The sequence below is a fragment of the Pseudomonas sp. ATCC 43928 genome (assembly GCF_005938665.2).
GTDB lineage: Bacteria > Pseudomonadota > Gammaproteobacteria > Pseudomonadales > Pseudomonadaceae > Aquipseudomonas.
In genome coordinates, this window is record NZ_CP041753.1 from 427,880 (window position 1) to 445,921 (window position 18,042).

The following is an 18,042-nucleotide window of genomic DNA, read 5'->3' on the forward strand; positions in this document are numbered from 1 at the left end:
GATCGATCTCCAGGCAGGTATTTCACTTACGAGTTTGGCGCTTATTCCCAGGTTCAGCCAATTCCCACTGCCACCGCACGAACGGTCCGGCTATAGTTTGCGTGCCGACGACGGCCCCACCCCGCACAAGGTGCTCCGGTATGACCCGATTGACCTCTTTGAACCCTTGGCTGGCGGCCGTTGCAGTCGCCCTTTGCGTGCAGTTACCGGCGCAGGCCCAGGAGCGTTTCACCCTCAGCATCCCCGGCGTTTCGGACAATCGGCTGTTCACGTCGGCGGAGGCCAGCGATGCCAGCGGTTGCGGTGGCAAGAATCAGTCTCCGGCCCTGAGCTGGAGCGCCGGCCCCCAGGGCACCCTCAGCTACGCCATCGTCATGCACGACCCGGACGGCCAGAAAGGCCTGGGCGTCGATCACTGGATTCGTTACGGCATCAAGGCCACGACGCGGCAGATCCCGGCCGGTGTCGGCACTAAATCCACCCTCGAAGGCGTGGGTGGCACCAACATCAAAGGCACCACCACCTACATCGGCCCGTGCCCGCCCATCGGTGACAGCACCCATCACTACATCATCCAGATCTACGCCCTGGACCTGGCGCCAGAAGCCTTGCCCGCCGGCCTGACCCGCGCGCAGCTGCTGGAGCAGATCAAAGGCCATGTGCTGAAAAACAGCAGCGTGGTGCGGCGTTATCACCGCTGAAGATTTTTCACGTCGGCTTAACCCGAACCCGGCGGGCTGTCCGTCTCAGAGGATGAATGAGTCAATTTCCTCCTGAGGTCAGCCCCCATGTCCCTTCCTCTGCATGTCCTCCGCCCGGCCGCCCAGGGTTTCGCCGCCGGGTTGCTGCTGGCCGTTGCCGGTTGCGGCGGTTCATCCACACCACCCTCTGAGACGGGCAACCCGGCAGCGGTTGCGCCTCCGGCTCAAAATGCGCCGAAAACCGAAGCATTGGTGCGCGAAGCGGCCATGGCGGACACCGCGATGGCCAAGCGCAGCGCACGACCTGGTCCGTTGGTCGCTTTCGCGCCAGTGCCCGCGGGTGAAACTTATCCACAGGGCTACCGGGATGAACAGCGCGAGCAATATCAGGCGCTGGCGGATAACCCGATTCACAGCGTGGCCGAAGCGCCGGTCTCGACCTTCAGCGCCGATGTCGATACCGGCGCGTACGCCAATGTCCGGCGCCTGCTCAATCAGGGGCGTTTACCGCCGGAAGGAGCGGTGCGGCTGGAAGAAATGGTCAATTACTTCCCCTACGATTACGCCTTGCCCACCGACGGCTCGCCGTTCGGTGTGACCACCGAGCTGGCGCCGTCACCCTGGAACCCGCATACCCGATTGCTGCGCATCGGCATCAAGGCGTCTGATCACGCGGTGGCGGAGCTGGCCCCAGCGAACCTGGTATTTCTGGTGGACGTGTCCGGCTCCATGGACCGTCGCGAAGGCCTGCCTCTGGTCAAAAGCACCCTGAAATTGCTGGTCGATCAATTGCGCGAGCAGGACCGGGTTTCGCTGGTGGTCTACGCCGGAGAATCCCGTGTGGTGCTGGAGCCGACTTCCGGACGGGAAAAAGCGAAAATTCGTACCGCCATCGATCAATTGGCGGCGGGCGGCTCGACCGCCGGCGCGTCGGGTATCGAATTGGCTTACCAAATGGCGCAACAGGCGTTTATCCCCAAAGGCATCAACCGCATCCTGCTGGCCACCGACGGTGACTTCAACGTCGGCATCAGCGACTTCGACAGCCTCAAGCAAATGGCTGTGGATAAACGCAAGACTGGCGTGTCCCTGACCACCCTGGGTTTTGGTGTGGATAACTACAATGAACACCTGATGGAGCAACTGGCCGACGCCGGCGACGGTAACTACGCCTACATCGACAACCTGCGCGAAGCGCGCAAAGTGCTGGTGGATCAACTCGGCTCAACCCTGGCGGTGGTGGCGAAAAACGTGAAGCTGCAGGTGGAGTTCAACCCGGCTCAGGTCAGCGAATATCGGCTGTTGGGTTATGAGAACCGCGCCTTGAAGCGTGAGGATTTCAGCAACGACAAAGTCGACGCCGGAGAAATCGGCGCAGGGCACACGGTGACGGCACTGTACGAAATTGTGCCCAAGGGCGAAAAGGGCTGGCTGGAACCGCTGCGCTACGGCAATTCCGGGGCAGAAGTTTCCGCAAAAACCGGAGAATTGGCGATGCTGCGGGTGCGTTATCAGTTACCGGAAGGTGGGAACAGTCGCTTGATCGAGCGGCCAATCCTGAAGGGGGAGGCCGGTAAACTCTCGGCCGCCAGCGATGACCTGCGCTTTGCCGCCGCCGTCGCTGCCTTTTCCCAGCAGCTCAAGGATGGGCGCTACACCGGTAATTACAGCCTGAAAGACACCGAAGCCCTGGCCCGTGGCGCACGGGGTGATGACCCGTTTGGCCTGCGCGGTGAGTTCGTGCAATTGGTGGAATTGGCGCAGAGCCTGCGAGCCTCCACCGCCTCGAATCAACCGCCCAACGACAACCGGATAGAGTGAAAGCTGACATGTCCGATCCTGCAATCAGCTCAACCGCCAGCAGCGATGAATCGCTGCTGGCGCGCTACCGCTCTGGCGACGGGCCGGCGTTCGAAGTTTTGTACGCCCGCCACCGCCAGGGCCTGTATCGATTCCTTCTCGGCCTCAGCGGTAAACCTGAACTGGCCGAAGAGGTGTACCAGGAAACCTGGCTGAGCCTGATCCGCAGCACCAGTCAGCCACAAGGCCGGGCGAACTTTCGTACCTGGCTCTACCAGATCGCCCGCAACCGCCTGATCGATCACTGGCGCAAACATGGTGTCCACAACCCCTTGCTCGACAGCTATGACGAACAGGCCCACGCCCTGATCGACGACGCAGCCGACCCTGAACAACTGCTGAGCCTGAGCCGCGACGGTCAACGCCTCGAAACCGCCCTGCAAACCCTGCCCGCCGACCAGCGCGAAGTGTTCCTGCTGCGCGCCCACGGCGACCTCGACCTGCCACAGATCGCTACCCTCACCGAAACACCGCTGGAAACCGTGAAAAGCCGCTTACGCTACGCCCAGCAAAAACTGCGTCGGCTGCTGGCCGAGGAGGTACTGACATGACTGACGCCAAACAAACACCGTCATCGCCCGACGATGAAATGCTCAAGCATTTTCGCGATCACAGCAGCGGCGAACCACCGGCGCATCTCGACGCCTTCATCCTCGCCACCGCCCACCGCGAAGCCCCCAAGCCGAAGCCAAACCTGTGGCAACGCTGGCTCCGCGCCTGCCAACAACCCCGCTGGCAAGTGGCATTCGCCAGCCTCGTCGGCGTCGCGCTGATGCTGGCATTGGTGCAACGCACGCCAGAGCAATTGCCGAGTTACGACTTCGCCCCCGCGCCGAAAGCGTCCGCACCGGCCGCCAAACAGGAAGGCGCTGTTCGGTCCCAGGCTGTACCCGCACCCGCTGCGCCAATGGCGGATTTTGCTGCACCGATGCAACGAGAGTCGATCAATAGCGAAATGGCCGACGAAGCCAAACTCAGCAAACGCGCCGCCGCGCCGGCCAAGTCACTGGATGATCAATTACGTGAAGTGATGCGCCTGCAAGAGGCCGGACAAACCCAAGCCGCCGAAGCGCTGATGACGACATTGCACAAGCGCTTTCCCAAGGAAAACCTGGCGGCCAAACTCAAGGAATTGCAGAAAAAATGAGCTGAACAGCGGTCGCCGATTTGGCAACAACACCCGAAAGCGCGCACTATCGGCCTATAGCCGATGCGTTGGAGGATGCCGTGGCCCAAAAAATCGACCGCATCGCCCAAATGCTCAACTGCCCGGTGAAGGGTGAGGAACTGCGGCGAGCAGTGACTGAGAGTCGTAAGGAGTTTCTTCTGGCAAAGCAGGCAGAAGATGAACTTGAGGAAGACGTTCTTGATGATGAGTTGATCGAGGACGAAGAAGATGATGATGAATACGACGAGTTTGATTGGACGACAGAATGAAAAAAACGCTCTGGCGGCCCGTTGCCGTTCTCAACCATCACCATCCTGCTGCTCGCTCTTTGCCGGACACCGCCTATCAGCAGCGAGTCGCAGAAATACGTGAGTCTATAGGCGTCAGCCGTAATGACCCACGTCCGGCTATTCCTGCCGAAACACTATTTGCCGAGCTTGATGCGCTCATTGATGAGGTTGAAGCGGAGCGTAGCCGCCCATGAAAGCGGCCCCGAAAAATCGGGGCCGTTTTCATGGGTGAGTTGCCGTTATTCTGCGGCTTGCTGCGTCGCCGTCTGCGGTGGTTGCGTCAGCACTTTCACCACATCATCAACCACCGCCTTACCCATCGCCGTCAAATAGTGCGCGGCCCAGGCGTGGCGGTCGGTGTCTTTGGCGTAGGCTGCATCCTCGGCGAATGACTTGGCCAGGAACAACAGGTCGGACGCCTGCGCCAACGCTTCGCTGATTGGTACACCACCATTCACTCGAAACAGCGGTTCAACAGAGCCGTAGTGAAAGGGGGTAAAACCGATTGTTTTCAGTTCAGATTGCTCACTCATTGACCACCTCCGATGTTGGCGAAGCAGTGCATGAGAACAAGCGATGGGGCGTTACGCGATGTGGAATCGAGGTGAGGGAAAAGCTGGAATTCGTACGGATTAATGCTGCGCATAGTTCACTTCCTTGATTTGAGAAGCTGCCGCATTCGTTTCCAAGCGAATGGGTGACAGCTGTGCGCAGGTTGGAAAACCGGGAATCAAGGAAACCGGCACGTCAGAAGACGTCCCACGCACAGCCGCCATAACACAAGATTGCGGGCGAAAAAAAACGCCTGCAATCGTGATGGGGCGCTGTTGCGCCTTGATGTCGTCGGGTTTCCAAGCCCGGTCGCTGAATTGGCAGCGACGTCGGAAGGGTATCGTGCAGGCTGATCTCCTGCAACCTCTGAGAGTCGTAAGGAATTTTCTGCTGAATCAGCCGGAAGAAGAGGACGTTGATGATGACTTCGAGTCCAGCCAGGATCGTCATCCAAATCGCTTAAACGGTTTTTTACCAGGTTTGACCTTTTGGGATATGAAGCGCAACGGATGTGGCGGACACGCCAGCAGCAACTTCATTGATCACCCAAGAAGCTATGTAAGGGAGTGTTATGAAATACTAACTTGACCTGCGAAGATCGTGTGCGTATCTGAGTGCACGTCGGCCGGAAAGTCCTCATTGTATTTCCAATAAGCGACTATAGAGGTAACTTTCTCTAGCGTTATGTGCGCCACATCAACCATTATTTTCAACAACTCAAGGGTCTTGTGTGTTGGTATGCTGAACACTTCCGCAAGTGATCGCATGTCACGATCATCGGTGACAATGGGAAAACCTAGCACGAAGCCGTGCGCCAGATACATAGCATCGGTTCTTGATGGACCTGGCAACTCTGCTTGAACATGCTCCCAAATAACGGAGAAGGCTGCCTCAATCTCCTTTTTGTGCTTTCTCGAAATGGTGGGAGTAGTCGCGCGCTCGATACAATGCTCGTCCTCTAGCGCCCAGTAAAATTTGTGTTTTAGACGGTTACTTCTTTGAATTTCAAGGCTGGTCTCATGCAATACGTACAGGCAATACTTTTCTGCTCCAAACTCTACGCAAAGAAGAGGTCGAATGTTGTTAGCTAGCCTAAGATAGCTATTTGTATCTGCTAGAATTTTGGATTGCGTCATTATAAGAGCTCAGAGTGAATACTCCGGGCGTCAAGTGCAGAGACGTCCATGATGGTTTGTACTAAACCTGGTCCTTTTTCTGATTCTTTGAGATATTCGCCTAAAATATCGAAAAAAGAAGTTTTGAATATTTCCTTGGTGCGTTCAATATAAAGTAACGAATCTGGCTCTATGTTTTCTTCAAATATCAATTTGCTCACCAGCGGAAGCTCGCGATTGATATTTGTTGATGCCTTGTGAATGGCCGGAACAAGGTCAAGAGGTTTTAGGCCTTTGTTCTCAGCATATGCGTTAACTTGGCAATAAACCGAGTAAGGCGAAATTACATAGTTGCATGCTATTTTATTTATTTCGCTGATTTGTGACCGTTCAGAGCTTAAGTTCGAAATTGTTCGGTAAGCTTTTTCAGCTAACTCATGGGGGAAAAGCAATGATCCCGCAAAAGCATCAGCAAAATCCTCGCCCTCATTCCCACGAATATCCGGTGCTAAGCAGTGGCCGAGTTCGTGAGCCATCCAAAACTTGAAGTCTAAAATATTTACATCTAAGTTAAGATAAACCCAGGTGCTCATTGAATCTGGAAGGAATATATGAGTGGCATTTTCATGCCTATTTTTATGGCCCCAAAGTACCGGAATAAGAACGGCTTGTAATTTTTTGAAGTGCAGTATTAAGTGCTCAAAATCAATTTTTGATTCTTCATCTAAACCGATTTCGTTTCTTATTTTTTTTGCAACTTCTTGGAGGTAGCTATACTCCAGTACTGGATTTCTCAGTACAGGTGGCATTTCAAGTTTGTCAAAAGGTAAATAGGGGACTAAATGCCTAAGCATTTTTCCCATTGTCTGTGCATGAGCATAGTGTGCATCAGTTGTTTTTGTTGCTTTCACCTTTCTAAAAGCAACAACTGGAGCATTGGGGTCGTCTTTCACAACCAGCTCGCTGAAGCTGAGTCCTAGGATTGTTGCTAGGCGCAGTAGCTTGTCCGGTTTGGGAAAGGAGTCTTTTTTTAGCCATTTCGAAACGGCTTCGCGAGATACGCCCAGGCGCTCAGCGAGGGTCGCCTGGCTGAGCCCTGCCGTTTCCATGGCTTGGGTGATTTGTGTTGTAGCTAGTGTTTTTTCCATGGTGCGCACTGTAGCTGCTTGTCAACTTTTGTCAACTCAGTAGCAGCGTAGCCTAGGCATTTGCTTGCGTGTATTGCCTTTTTCAGACGCTCGGCGGGCGATCATGAGCTTATCCAGCATTTGGCTTATCAGCTTCAGTTCGAGGTGCTGTCATTAGCAATTTGTCCTCAAGGCATGAGGATAAGGTGCGTCTAGTCTTGGAACAGATGTCATCCTTATCCAGGACGAGACACCACCCACAAAAAAGCCCCAGACCCTAAGACCTGAGGCTTTCTCGTTTCTACATATGGTGCACCAGGCGGGATTCGAACCCACGACCCCTGCCTTCGGAGGGCAGTACTCTATCCAGCTGAGCTACTGGTGCAATGCGGGCGCCATGATACTCATATGCGCTGCGGGCGTCCATGCCGCTGAATCGCCTGCGTTTTTCCAAAGCGTAACCTACGATTGCTACGCTGATCCGAAAAAATAGGCAAATGCGGCGTTTTCGTTCTTTTTTTCGAACAGGCTATTGTCCTTTACCCCCTTTGATCCTAGGATTCGTTTGAGATTTCAAACGCTCTTGTCTGGGTGCTGAACCGCACGAGTTCGATCAGTGCGCTATTTATGTGCTTCAGCCCGGTGAATGATTTCCCTGACGGCAGCCTATAAGGCGCCTTTCTACAATCATAATTCGCTCCGCGCTGGCCGCGGTGCTGTTAAGGAAAGCCGACATGCAGCTTAAAGACACCCAGTTGTTCCGCCAGCAAGCCTTTATCGATGGCGCTTGGGTCGATGCGGACAACGGTCAGACGATCAAGGTCAATAACCCGGCAACGGGCGAAATTCTGGGCACTGTGCCGAAAATGGGCGCTGCCGAAACCCGCCGTGCGATTGAAGCTGCTGATAAAGCGCTGCCGGCCTGGCGTTCACTGACCGCCAAGGAGCGCGCGAACAAGCTGCGTCGCTGGTTCGAGCTGATCATCGAGAACCAGGATGACCTGGCTCGCCTGATGACCCTGGAACAGGGCAAGCCATTGGCTGAAGCCAAGGGCGAGATCGTTTACGCCGCTTCCTTTATCGAGTGGTTCGCCGAAGAAGCCAAGCGCGTCTACGGTGACGTGATTCCGGGCCACCAGCCAGACAAGCGCCTGATCGTGATCAAGCAGCCGATCGGCGTGACCGCTGCGATTACTCCGTGGAACTTCCCGGCTGCAATGATCACCCGTAAAGCAGGCCCGGCCCTGGCCGCCGGTTGCACCATGGTGCTCAAGCCTGCATCGCAAACTCCGTTCTCTGCATTCGCCCTGGCTGAACTGGCCCAGCGTGCCGGTATTCCGAACGGCGTGTTCAGTGTGGTGACCGGCAGCGCCGGCGACATTGGCAGCGAGCTGACCGGCAACCCGATCGTGCGCAAACTGTCGTTCACCGGTTCGACCGAAATCGGTCGTCAGCTGATGACCGAGTGCGCCAAGGACATCAAGAAAGTCTCGCTGGAACTGGGCGGCAACGCGCCGTTCATCGTGTTCGACGACGCGGACCTGGATAAGGCCGTCGAAGGCGCGATCATTTCCAAGTACCGCAACAACGGCCAGACCTGCGTCTGCGCCAACCGCCTGTACATTCAGGATTCGGTCTACGACGCGTTCGCCGAAAAACTGAAAGTGGCTGTGGCCAAACTCAAGATCGGCAACGGTCTGGAAGACGGCACCACCACTGGCCCGCTGATCGACGAAAAGGCCGTGGCCAAGGTGCAAGAGCACATTGCTGACGCCGTCGGCAAAGGCGCCACCGTGCTGGCGGGTGGCAAGAGCATGCAAGGCAACTTCTTCGAGCCGACCATCCTGACCAACGTGCCGAACAACGCTGCCGTGGCCAAGGAAGAAACCTTCGGTCCATTGGCGCCACTGTTCCGTTTCAAAGACGAAGCCGACGTGATCGCGATGTCCAACGACACCGAGTTCGGTCTGGCCTCGTACTTCTATGCGCGTGACCTGGGCCGTGTGTTCCGTGTGGCTGAAGCCCTGGAATACGGCATGGTCGGCGTCAACACCGGGTTGATCTCCAACGAAGTCGCGCCGTTCGGCGGCATCAAGGCGTCGGGCCTGGGCCGTGAAGGCTCCAAGTACGGCATCGAAGATTACCTGGAAATCAAATACCTCTGCCTGGGCATCTAAGCCTGAAGGGATAGGCCCGGCAAGGCATTGCTTCAAACGCAAAGGGCACGAGAGCGCTGTCCCTTTGCGCGCTTCAAACGGAATTTTCTCTGTGGCCGGGAACGCTGTGGCAGTCGATCATCGCATGCTGCCGTAGTTGCTTCCCCGCCGCTTAATCCTTGAACCACGCCGACCGATGAGCGGCGAATGAGGAATGTATGAGCAAGACTAACGCTGAGTTGATGGCCCGCCGCACCGCTGCTGTACCCCGTGGTGTTGGCCAGATTCACCCGATCTTCGCCGACCACGCGAAGAACGCCACCGTGACCGACGTTGAAGGTCGTGAGTTCATCGACTTCGCCGGCGGTATCGCCGTGTTGAACACCGGTCACCTGCACCCGAAAGTCATCGCCGCCGTGACTGCGCAGTTGAACAAGCTGACCCACACCTGCTTCCAGGTGTTGGCCTACGAGCCGTACGTGGAAGTGTGCGAAAAAATCAACGCCAAGGTGCCGGGTGATTTCGCCAAGAAAACCCTGCTGGTGACCACCGGCTCCGAAGCTGTGGAAAACTCCATCAAGATCGCCCGCGCCGCCACTGGCCGTGCCGGTGTGATCGCGTTCACCGGCGCTTACCACGGTCGCACCATGATGACCCTGGGCCTGACCGGTAAAGTCGTGCCTTACTCGGCCGGCATGGGTCTGATGCCAGGCGGCATCTTCCGCGCGCTGTACCCGAACGAGCTGCACGGTGTGAGCATCGACGATTCGATCGCCAGCATCGAACGCATCTTCAAGAACGACGCCGAGCCGCGTGACATCGCCGCGATCATCATCGAGCCGGTGCAGGGCGAAGGCGGTTTCTACGTCGCGCCTAAAGAGTTCATGAAGCGTCTGCGCGCCCTGTGCGACCAGCACGGCATTCTGTTGATCGCTGACGAAGTGCAAACGGGCGCTGGCCGTACCGGCACCTTCTTCGCCATGGAACAGATGGGCGTCGCCGCCGACCTGACCACCTTCGCCAAATCCATCGCTGGCGGCTTCCCGCTGGCCGGTGTGTGCGGCAAGGCCGAATACATGGACGCCATCGCTCCAGGCGGCCTGGGCGGCACTTACGCCGGTAGCCCGATCGCTTGCGCCGCGGCCCTGGCCGTGATGGAAGTGTTCGAAGAAGAGCACCTGCTGGACCGTTGCAAAGCGGTTGGCGAGCGTCTGGTGACTGGTCTGAAAGCCATTCAGGCCAAATACCCGGTGATCGGCGACGTGCGTGCCCTGGGTGCGATGATCGCTGTCGAGCTGTTCGAAAACGGCGACAGCCACAAGCCGAACCCGGCTGCTGTAGCCGCCGTTGTCGCCAAGGCTCGCGACAAGGGCCTGATCCTGCTGTCGTGCGGCACCTACGGCAACGTTCTGCGCGTGCTGGTACCGCTGACCGCGCCGGACGAGCAACTGGACAAAGGCCTGGCGATCATCGAAGAGTGCTTCGCCGAGCTCTGATCCGTTTGTGAACTGATCGACAAAAAACCCGCTTCGGCGGGTTTTTTTATGTCCCTTGAAACACATCAGGGGCAATTGGGCTGTATCGAATGGCCAGCATTGACTAAGGTGCAAGCATTGCCGTTGGAGTGTGCAGATGACTGCTGTGGTGTTACCCGCTGTACCGCGAGTGCTGATTGCCGAGGCGGACCCCTGGTCCCGCGACCTGCTCAAGCAGGTGTTGTTGAATGTGCGCTGTGACGCACGGCTGGACCTGTGTGCCGATGGCCAGGAAACCCTGCAGCTGTTGGCAGAGAACCCTTATGACCTGGTGATCGTCGACTGGGAGTTGCCCGGCGTCGATGGCCTGAATGTGTTGCGCAGTGTTCGTCAGCGCAAACGTAATCCGCCGTTGCCGTTCATTCTGATGAGCAGCCGCAACGACAGCGCCAGCGTGCGTGAAGCCTTGCCCCTGGCGCCCACGGCGTACCTGACCAAACCCCTGGACATGGAAAACCTGACCCAGCGCCTGCAGGATTTGCTGCTGAGCGCGGGTGAAGAGGTGTCTTGCGAGGTGCCGTCATTGGCGCCGGGCATGACCTTGTCGGTGTATCTGGAGCGGCGGCGCGAACTGGCCGACGGCGCGCCGCTGATGACCGATGTGCAGGTGGCGATCAAACGTAGCCTCAATCCCGATGGCCTCGATCTGGTGCGGCTTGAAGACGAGATCCGCACGGATCCGCAAGTCACCGCCGTGCTGATCGCCGCCGCCAACAGCGCGGCCCAGCATCATGGCGCCGCCGTGCAAACCCTGTCCCAGGCGTTGCATCGCTTGGGGACCGGGCAAAGCATGAACCTGATTCTGGGCCTCGCCCTCAAACGCAGTGCCCGGCTCAGTGATCCGCAACTGGCGGACTATGCCGAGCGCTATTGGGAATTGTCCCTGCACACCGCGGAATACGCGCGAACGCTGGCGCGCTTGCTGGATCTGGATCAGGAGCGCTGTTATTGCGCGGGCATGCTGCACCGCCTCGGCGACCTGGCGTTGCTGCGCTGTTTGCAGGAGTGGAAGCAGGCCGGTGGTGAGCTGGATGAATGGGAGGAAGTCGGCGATGCCCTGGCCGAATTCGGCGCGGCCTACGGTTCGGCGCTGCGTACCCGCTGGCGCCTGCCGCTGGAGCTGCGTGAGCTGATTGCGGCGGTTTATCAGCTCGGTGGCGGGGTTTACTCCCGCGAAGCGCTGGTGATGAACATGGCCGCGCAACTGGCGCGCCTGACCGAGCATGAGGGGATCGAGGCATTGGCCAAGAGCCGCACGGCGCGGTTGCTCAAGATCGGATTGCCGGAGCTGATGCGCTTGCGCAAAAAATAGGCTTTGTAGATCGTTCCCACGCAGAGCGTGGGAACGATCTACATGGGCTCAGCCAGAGATTATCCGGTTCTTGCCCTGGCGCTTGGCCTGGTACATCGCGGCATCGGCGCGGGCGAACAGGCTGTCGAGGTTTTCATCCTCGGGCGTGAGGCTGGTCAGGCCCTGGCTGACGGTGATGCCGAACGTCTGGTCGTCATGGCTGAAACTCAACCGTTGAATCTCCCGTTGCAGGCGCTCGGCCACTTGCATGGCCATGTCCGGTGCACATCCGGGGAACACCGCGGCGAATTCCTCACCGCCGATCCGCCCGAACAGATCACCACGCCGCAGGGCCGCGCGACCGCTCTCAGCGATGCGTTGCAGCACCTTGTCGCCTTCCGGATGGCCGTAGGTGTCGTTGATCACTTTAAAGTCATCGATGTCCAGCAGCAGGAAGGCCAGCGGCTTGCCTTGCTGGCGTGCCTGCTCGAATTCGTGATTGGCACATTCGAAGAAGTGTCGGCGGTTGCTGCTTTGGGTCAGTACGTCGGTGGTGGCCAGGCGGTGGAGCTCGGTTTCCATCTGCTTCTTTTCGGTGATGTCTTCGGCAATGCCGACGATGATTACTGGCTGGCCCGGTTCGGCCTGGCGGTTGATGAAGCACTTGTCGCTGAGCCAGCGCACCTGGCCGTCGGCGGCGATGATGCGGTACTCGCGGTCTTCAACGGCGCCGTTGACCAGCACTTGCGCCAGGCTGCGCTCGGCGTAGTCCAGATCGTCGGGATAAACACTGTCGCGCCAGTGGTTGTAGTCGGACAGCAACAGGCCAGCGGGGCGGCCGAAGATCCGGTCATAGGCCGGGCTGACGTAGAGGACCTGACGGGTTTCCCAGTTGAATGCCCAAAGCACGGCGTTGACGCTGACTAGCAGCGAGCTGAACAGCTGTTCGCGTTCGCTCAGGCGCGCCACTTCGCCCTGCGCATGCATCAGCGCCATCAGCGTTTGCGCGGCCTCGGGCCACTGCGGAAGGGATGTGTCTTGTAGGTTTTTATTGACCATCGGCACAAGTCTCAAAGGGCGTGCCGCTATTTCGACAGCGGCCAACACAAAGCCCGCCGGGGTGGCGAAGTGTCTTTGAGATAGGAGATTTGGGGCGAAGTTCCCGCCTTTCGTGGCGAGGGAGCTTGCTCCCGCCGGGCGGTATTGGCGACGCGTTTTTTCAGTTAAAACGCGTCGTCAGGTATTGCGGCTGCTGCGCAGCCGAGCGGGAGCAAGCTCCCTCGCCACAGGTGTGCCCTTGATTCAGGGTCAGGCAGTGGCGGGGCGCAGGGAGTAGGTTTTCAGTTGGTCGGCGAAGTCGCGCAGGGATTGAATCCCGCTGGCCTCGGCCTCGTGTACCCAATCCTTGATGGCGGCCAGCATGTCGTGACCATTTGAGCTGGTCTTGACCCAGATCTGCTGCAGGGCCAGGCGTTTCTCGTAAATTACCTTCAGCGCCTGGCTGTGCTCGAGCATGGTCTGGATGCGCAGGTGGTGCTTGTCGTCCAGCAGGCTGGTTTCCCGCGAGAGCAGGCGTTTGGCCCGGTGGAACTGGTGGCGGACCGAGTGATCGACCTTTTCCAGCTCTTGCTTGACCAGCGGCGCGATCACCAGCTTGCGGTACTGGGCCATGATCTGGAAGCGGTTGTTGAGGATCGCCATGGCGGTGTCCATGTCCAGGTTGCCTTTGCCTTCGACACGGTGGGCGATCGGCGCAACCCGCTGAACCTTGGCCAGGCGCAGGAAGCTGAAGACCTGGATCCAGGCCCAGCCGAGGTCGAATTCCCACTTCTTCACCGACAGTTTGGCCGAGTTAGGGTAGGTGTGATGGTTGTTATGCAGTTCTTCGCCGCCGATCAGGATGCCCCAGGGCACCAGATTGGTCGCCGCATCGCGGCATTCGAAGTTGCGGTAGCCGATGGCATGGCCCAGGCCATTGACCACGCCGGCGGCCCAGACCGGGATCCACATCATCTGGATGGCCCAGATGGTGATGCCGATGGTGCCGAACAGCAGCAGGTCGATGACGGCCATGATCGCCACGCCCAGCAGCGGGAAGCGGCTGTAGAGGTTGCGTTCGATCCAGTCTTCGGGGCAGTTCTTGCCGTAGATGCGCAGGGTCTCGGGGTTTTCCGCTTCGGCGCGGTACAGCTCGGCACCTTTGCGCAGAACGGTGGACAAGCCCTTGATGACCGGGCTGTGCGGGTCATCGACGGTTTCGCATTTGGCGTGATGCTTGCGGTGGATAGCGGTCCACTCGCGGGTGTTCTGCGCCGTGGTCAGCCACAGCCAGAAGCGGAAGAAATGTTTCAGGCCGGCATTCAGCTCAAGCGAGCGATGGGCTGAATAGCGATGCAGATAGACCGTGACGCCGACGATCGTGACGTGGGTCATCAGCAGGGTGACTGCCACCAGTGACCAGGGCGATAAGCCAAGAAAACCTTCGTACCACATAGCCTATAGGACCCTCGATAAAGAAAAAAACAGCCGTCGCATTATCACTTAGCCCACAGATAAAACCAGTCGCCCTTTCAGATAAGAGTGGCCGGATGTTTCTTTAATCTATAATTCCAGTCTTTTTTGTAGGGACATGGACGCTCGAATGTCAGCCACATATCGCGATGCCTTGCGTGCAGCGCTACTTTACCTGGTGCTTTCCGTAGTCTGGCTTCAATTCAGTGGTTATTTATTGAACAGTTTCTTCGATAACTCCACCGACCTGCTGCGCTGGCAACTGATCAACGGTTATGCCTGGGTGGCCTTCAGTGCCGGGCTGATTTTCATCGCGCGCGCACGTTTGTTTCGCTGCCTGGGCGTCGGCGCCAAATTGCGGGAACGTAATGCCGACCGGGAGCGTTTGCGACAGGCGGCTGCGGTGTTCGATTGCACCCGCGAAGGGGTACTGGTCACCAACAGCAACGGGCTGATCGTCCATGTGAACCGGGCGTTCATGGAAATCACCGGCTACCAGTGTGAGGAAGTGCTGGGTCAGCGACCGAGCATGTTCAAGTCGGGCCATCACCCGCCGAGTTTCTACCAGGCGATGTTCGCGACACTCGAAAGCCTGGGTGAGTGGAGCGGGGAAATCTGGAATCGTCGCAAAAGCGGCGAGATTTACCCGCAATGGCAGACGATCCGCCTCGTTCATGACGATCAGGGGCGGCTCAGCCAGTACGTTGCGGTGTTTTCCGACATCAGTGCGATCAAGAACTCCGAGCATGAACTGACGCACCTGGCCCACCACGATCCGCTGACCAATCTGCCCAATCGCCTGCTGTTTACCGACCGTGCCGGGCAGGCTGTGGCCTCGGCGCAGGCCCATAAGCGCGGTTGTGCGTTGCTGATGATCGACCTCGATCACTTCAAATTGATCAACGACAGCCTCGGTCACAGTGTTGGTGATCAATTGCTCAAGGGCGTGGCTGAGCGTCTGAACACCTTGTTCGGCCCGGGCATCACCCTGGCGCGGCTCAGTGGCGACGAATTTGCTCTATTGGCTGAAAATTGCCCGCAACCGGGGCACGCCGCAGCGTTGGCTCAGCAGGTCGTCGATGGGCTCAAGGAGCCGTTCCAGATCGACGGGCATTCGTTGTTCATCAACGCCAGTGTCGGCATCAGCCTGTTCCCCAGTGATGCCTTGAGTGCCGAGCAATTGTTGCGCAACGCCGACTCGGCACTGTTCAAGGCCAAGAGCGCGGGTCGAGACGGTTATGCCCTTTATACCGAAGAGCTGACCGCGCATGCCCAGCAACGTGTCGAGATTGCGTTCGAATTGCGCCGAGCACTGGAGCAGCAAGAGTTGCGGGTTTATTACCAACCCGTGCACGACCTCAAAACCAGCCGTCTGATCGGCGTCGAAGCCCTGGTGCGCTGGGAGCATCCACAGCGCGGGCTGGTGTCACCGGCTGAGTTCATCCCCATTGCCGAACGCACCGGGTTGATTGCCGAGATCGATGCCTGGGTCATGCGCCAGGCCTGTCAGCAAATGTGCCAATGGCAATCCGGGGGCGTGGTGTTGTCGTTTATTGCTGTGAATGTTTCTTCGCGCCTGTTCGCTCGCCGTGAGTTGTACCAGCAGGTGGCTCAGGTGCTGCACGACACCGGCCTGGATCCGGCATATCTGGAGCTGGAAGTCACCGAAAGCGCGGTGATGGAGGATCCGGAAGTGGCGCTGGAGCAGATGCATCGCTTGCGTGAGTTAGGCGTGCGGCTGGCCATCGATGACTTCGGCACGGGCTATTCGTCGTTGCTGCGACTCAAGCGTTTACCGGTGCAAAAACTCAAGATCGATCAGGGATTCGTCGCAGGCTTGCCGGGTGATGAGGATGACGCGGCGATCGCGCGGGTGATCGTTGCGTTGGCGCAAAGCATGGGAATGCAGGTGCATGCCGAGGGGATCGAGCAGGTCGAACAGGCGGCTTTCCTGCTCGAGCACGATTGCGATCTGGGGCAGGGCTACTGGTTTGGGCGGCCAGTGCCGGCGGCTTCCTTGGATTGGGTTCGGGCGCCGGTGATTGGATGAGTGCCTGAACTGCTTCTTGTGGCGAGGGGGCTTGTCGGAACGCCGCACCGCCCCGTTCGGCTGCGTAGCAGACGCAATAAATTGGGGCCGCTACGCGACCCAACGGGGGCAAGCCCCCTCGCCACAGGGTTTTGTGTGGCCCTGAAAATAGTAGATCCCCCGCAATCCCTTGTCCCATCAAATAATTCATTCTGGTTATATAAACATTCTTAAATAGTATTTTTAAGAATATCTGCGCCTATCTACTATTGCTCTCACGCCGTACGCAGTGCCCGCCACTGCCAGGCATATCTCATTAAAGGAGCAGCACCATGAGCGCATCCCTACGCAGTGTTGACGGGCAGGACGAAGCCATCATTTTGCGTGAAATCCAGAGCGCCTTGCGCGATCTGCGTTTTGGCGCGGTGGAAATCACCGTGCACAACGCCCAGGTGGTACAGATCGAACGCAAAGAGAAATTCCGTTTGCAGCATCCGGGCAACAAGTCGAGCTGAAGCAAAGATCAAAAGATCGCGGCCTTCGGCGGCCCCTGCGGGAGCGTCGAAGGCTTCGATCCTTGAGTCAGGCAACCCGTTCCAGACCATAAGAAAAAGCCACCACACCAAGAATTCCAGGAGCTTTCACCATGTCGTCGATTCGCCATTTTGCGTTGGCCGCCCTGGCCAGTGCCCTTTTTGCTGGTTCCGCGGTTGCCAAGGATTACGAACTGCTCAACGTGTCGTATGACCCGACCCGTGAGCTGTATCAGGACTACAACGCCGAGTTCATCAACTTCTGGAAGAAAGACCACGCTGGCGACAACGTGAAGATCCAGCAGTCCCACGGTGGCTCAGGCAAGCAGGGCCGGGCGGTGATCGACGGTCTGCGGGCCGACGTGGTGACCCTGGCCCTGGCCGGCGACATCGACGAAATCGCCAAGCTCGGCAAGAGCCTGCCGGCTGACTGGCAGAAGCGTCTGCCGGAAGCGAGCACGCCTTACACCTCGACCATCGTGTTCCTGGTGCGCAAGGGCAACCCGAAAGGCATCAAGGACTGGGGTGACCTGACCAAGAACGGTGTGGAAGTCATCACCCCGAACCCGAAAACCTCCGGCGGTGCACGCTGGAACTTCCTCGCGGCCTGGGCCTATGGCCTGAAAGCCAATGGCGGTAACGAAGCCAAGGCCAAAGAGTACGTACAGACCCTGTTCAAGCACGTGCCTGTGCTGGACACCGGTGCTCGCGGTTCGACCATCACCTTCGTCAACAACGGCCAGGGCGACGTGTTGCTGGCCTGGGAAAACGAAGCTTTCCTGGCCTTGAAAGAAGACGGCGGCGCCGACAAGTTCGACATCGTCGTGCCTTCGCTGTCGATCCTTGCCGAGCCACCGGTGGCCGTGGTCGACAAGAACGCCGAGAAAAAGGGCAACACCGAAATCGCCGAAGCGTACCTCAAGCACCTGTACAGCCCGGCCGGCCAGGAAATTGCGGCGAAAAACTTCTATCGTCCACGTGACAAGGACGTAGCTGCCAAGTACGCCAAACAGTTCCCGACCCTGGAACTGGTGACCATCGACAAGGACTTCGGCGGCTGGAAAACCGCCCAGCCGAAATTCTTCAATGACGGTGGCGTGTTCGACCAGATTTACCAGGCGCAGTAGCCTGAAATAGATCTGCCAACGGGCCCCGATCTTGCCGTCGGGGCTTA

Annotated in this window: 17 protein-coding genes and 1 tRNA gene; 12 read left to right on the forward strand and 6 right to left on the reverse strand. The window is 58.1% G+C overall.

What is annotated here, in order from left to right; genetic code table 11:
- Positions 1-140: 140 nt before the first annotated feature.
- The 6 genes from FFH90_RS01890 to FFH90_RS01915 all read left to right on the forward strand — a co-directional run bounded on the left by FFH90_RS01890 (position 141) and on the right by FFH90_RS01915 (position 4,213).
- Positions 141-701 carry a YbhB/YbcL family Raf kinase inhibitor-like protein gene (locus FFH90_RS01890; RefSeq protein WP_018929375.1) on the forward strand — a complete coding sequence of 187 codons (561 nt, stop codon included), beginning with the start codon at positions 141-143 and terminating at the stop codon, positions 699-701.
- Positions 702-788: 87 nt separating this feature from the next.
- Positions 789-2,522, forward strand: coding sequence for a VWA domain-containing protein (locus tag FFH90_RS01895; RefSeq protein ID WP_138866605.1), 1,734 nt, complete (start codon positions 789-791; stop codon positions 2,520-2,522).
- A gap of 8 nt (positions 2,523-2,530) precedes the next feature.
- Positions 2,531-3,112, forward strand: a complete 582-nt coding sequence (locus FFH90_RS01900) for an RNA polymerase sigma factor (protein ID WP_138866606.1) — start codon at positions 2,531-2,533, stop codon at positions 3,110-3,112.
- Positions 3,109-3,708 (forward strand): hypothetical protein, encoded by a 600-nt coding sequence (locus FFH90_RS01905; RefSeq protein WP_138866607.1) that lies wholly within the window; start codon positions 3,109-3,111, stop codon positions 3,706-3,708. Before FFH90_RS01900 ends, FFH90_RS01905 begins: the two co-directional genes overlap by 4 nt.
- A 20-nt stretch (positions 3,709-3,728) precedes the next feature.
- Complete coding sequence (locus FFH90_RS01910; RefSeq protein ID WP_225602987.1) at positions 3,729-3,998, forward strand: hypothetical protein; 270 nt, start codon at positions 3,729-3,731, stop codon at positions 3,996-3,998.
- A complete protein-coding gene (locus FFH90_RS01915) occupies positions 3,995-4,213 on the forward strand; it encodes a hypothetical protein (RefSeq protein WP_225602988.1) in 219 nt (72 codons plus the stop codon). Before FFH90_RS01910 ends, FFH90_RS01915 begins: the two co-directional genes overlap by 4 nt.
- A gap of 45 nt (positions 4,214-4,258) precedes the next feature.
- On the opposite strand, the gene FFH90_RS01920 is transcribed toward FFH90_RS01915, so the two are convergent.
- The 4 genes from FFH90_RS01920 to FFH90_RS01935 all read right to left on the reverse strand — a co-directional run bounded on the left by FFH90_RS01920 (position 4,259) and on the right by FFH90_RS01935 (position 7,198).
- Positions 4,259-4,552, reverse strand: coding sequence for a DUF3077 domain-containing protein (locus FFH90_RS01920; protein WP_138866609.1), 294 nt, complete (start codon positions 4,550-4,552; stop codon positions 4,259-4,261).
- 588 nt (positions 4,553-5,140) lie between these two features.
- On the reverse strand, positions 5,141-5,707 hold the full coding sequence (locus FFH90_RS01925; RefSeq protein WP_138866610.1) for a DNA-binding protein: 567 nt from the start codon (positions 5,705-5,707) through the stop codon (positions 5,141-5,143).
- A complete protein-coding gene (locus FFH90_RS01930) occupies positions 5,707-6,834 on the reverse strand; it encodes a helix-turn-helix domain-containing protein (RefSeq protein ID WP_138866611.1) in 1,128 nt (375 codons plus the stop codon). The genes FFH90_RS01925 and FFH90_RS01930 overlap by 1 nt, the downstream gene beginning before the upstream one ends.
- Before the next feature lie 287 nt (positions 6,835-7,121).
- Positions 7,122-7,198 (reverse strand) — tRNA-Arg (locus FFH90_RS01935).
- Between the two features lie 349 nt (positions 7,199-7,547).
- Here FFH90_RS01935 and gabD point away from each other — a divergent pair.
- The 3 genes from gabD to FFH90_RS01950 all read left to right on the forward strand — a co-directional run bounded on the left by gabD (position 7,548) and on the right by FFH90_RS01950 (position 11,816).
- The gene (gabD, locus tag FFH90_RS01940; RefSeq protein ID WP_018929370.1) at positions 7,548-8,990 is read left to right on the forward strand and encodes an NADP-dependent succinate-semialdehyde dehydrogenase; all 1,443 of its coding nucleotides are present in this window, start codon (positions 7,548-7,550) and stop codon (positions 8,988-8,990) included.
- 197 nt (positions 8,991-9,187) lie between these two features.
- The gene (gene gabT, locus FFH90_RS01945; RefSeq protein WP_018929369.1) at positions 9,188-10,465 is read left to right on the forward strand and encodes a 4-aminobutyrate--2-oxoglutarate transaminase; all 1,278 of its coding nucleotides are present in this window, start codon (positions 9,188-9,190) and stop codon (positions 10,463-10,465) included.
- A 136-nt stretch (positions 10,466-10,601) separates the two neighbouring features.
- Positions 10,602-11,816 (forward strand): response regulator, encoded by a 1,215-nt coding sequence (locus FFH90_RS01950; protein WP_138866612.1) that lies wholly within the window; start codon positions 10,602-10,604, stop codon positions 11,814-11,816.
- A gap of 48 nt (positions 11,817-11,864) precedes the next feature.
- On the opposite strand, the gene FFH90_RS01955 is transcribed toward FFH90_RS01950, so the two are convergent.
- Both FFH90_RS01955 and desA read right to left on the reverse strand, forming a co-directional pair.
- Positions 11,865-12,854, reverse strand: a complete 990-nt coding sequence (locus FFH90_RS01955) for a sensor domain-containing diguanylate cyclase (protein WP_018929367.1) — start codon at positions 12,852-12,854, stop codon at positions 11,865-11,867.
- 249 nt (positions 12,855-13,103) lie between these two features.
- Entirely contained in the window at positions 13,104-14,288 is a 1,185-nt protein-coding gene (gene desA / locus FFH90_RS01960; protein ID WP_138866613.1) for a delta-9 fatty acid desaturase DesA, read from the reverse strand.
- A gap of 148 nt (positions 14,289-14,436) precedes the next feature.
- Between desA and dibA the strand changes: the two genes are divergently transcribed.
- The 3 genes from dibA to FFH90_RS01975 all read left to right on the forward strand — a co-directional run bounded on the left by dibA (position 14,437) and on the right by FFH90_RS01975 (position 17,995).
- Complete coding sequence (gene dibA / locus FFH90_RS01965; protein WP_138866614.1) at positions 14,437-16,356, forward strand: phosphodiesterase DibA; 1,920 nt, start codon at positions 14,437-14,439, stop codon at positions 16,354-16,356.
- 311 nt (positions 16,357-16,667) lie between these two features.
- Positions 16,668-16,850, forward strand: coding sequence for a sulfur starvation response protein OscA (gene oscA, locus FFH90_RS01970; RefSeq protein WP_138866615.1), 183 nt, complete (start codon positions 16,668-16,670; stop codon positions 16,848-16,850).
- A gap of 131 nt (positions 16,851-16,981) precedes the next feature.
- Positions 16,982-17,995: a sulfate ABC transporter substrate-binding protein gene (locus tag FFH90_RS01975; protein ID WP_018929363.1), complete on the forward strand. Its 1,014-nt coding sequence runs from the start codon at positions 16,982-16,984 to the stop codon at positions 17,993-17,995.
- Positions 17,996-18,042 lie beyond the last annotated feature (47 nt).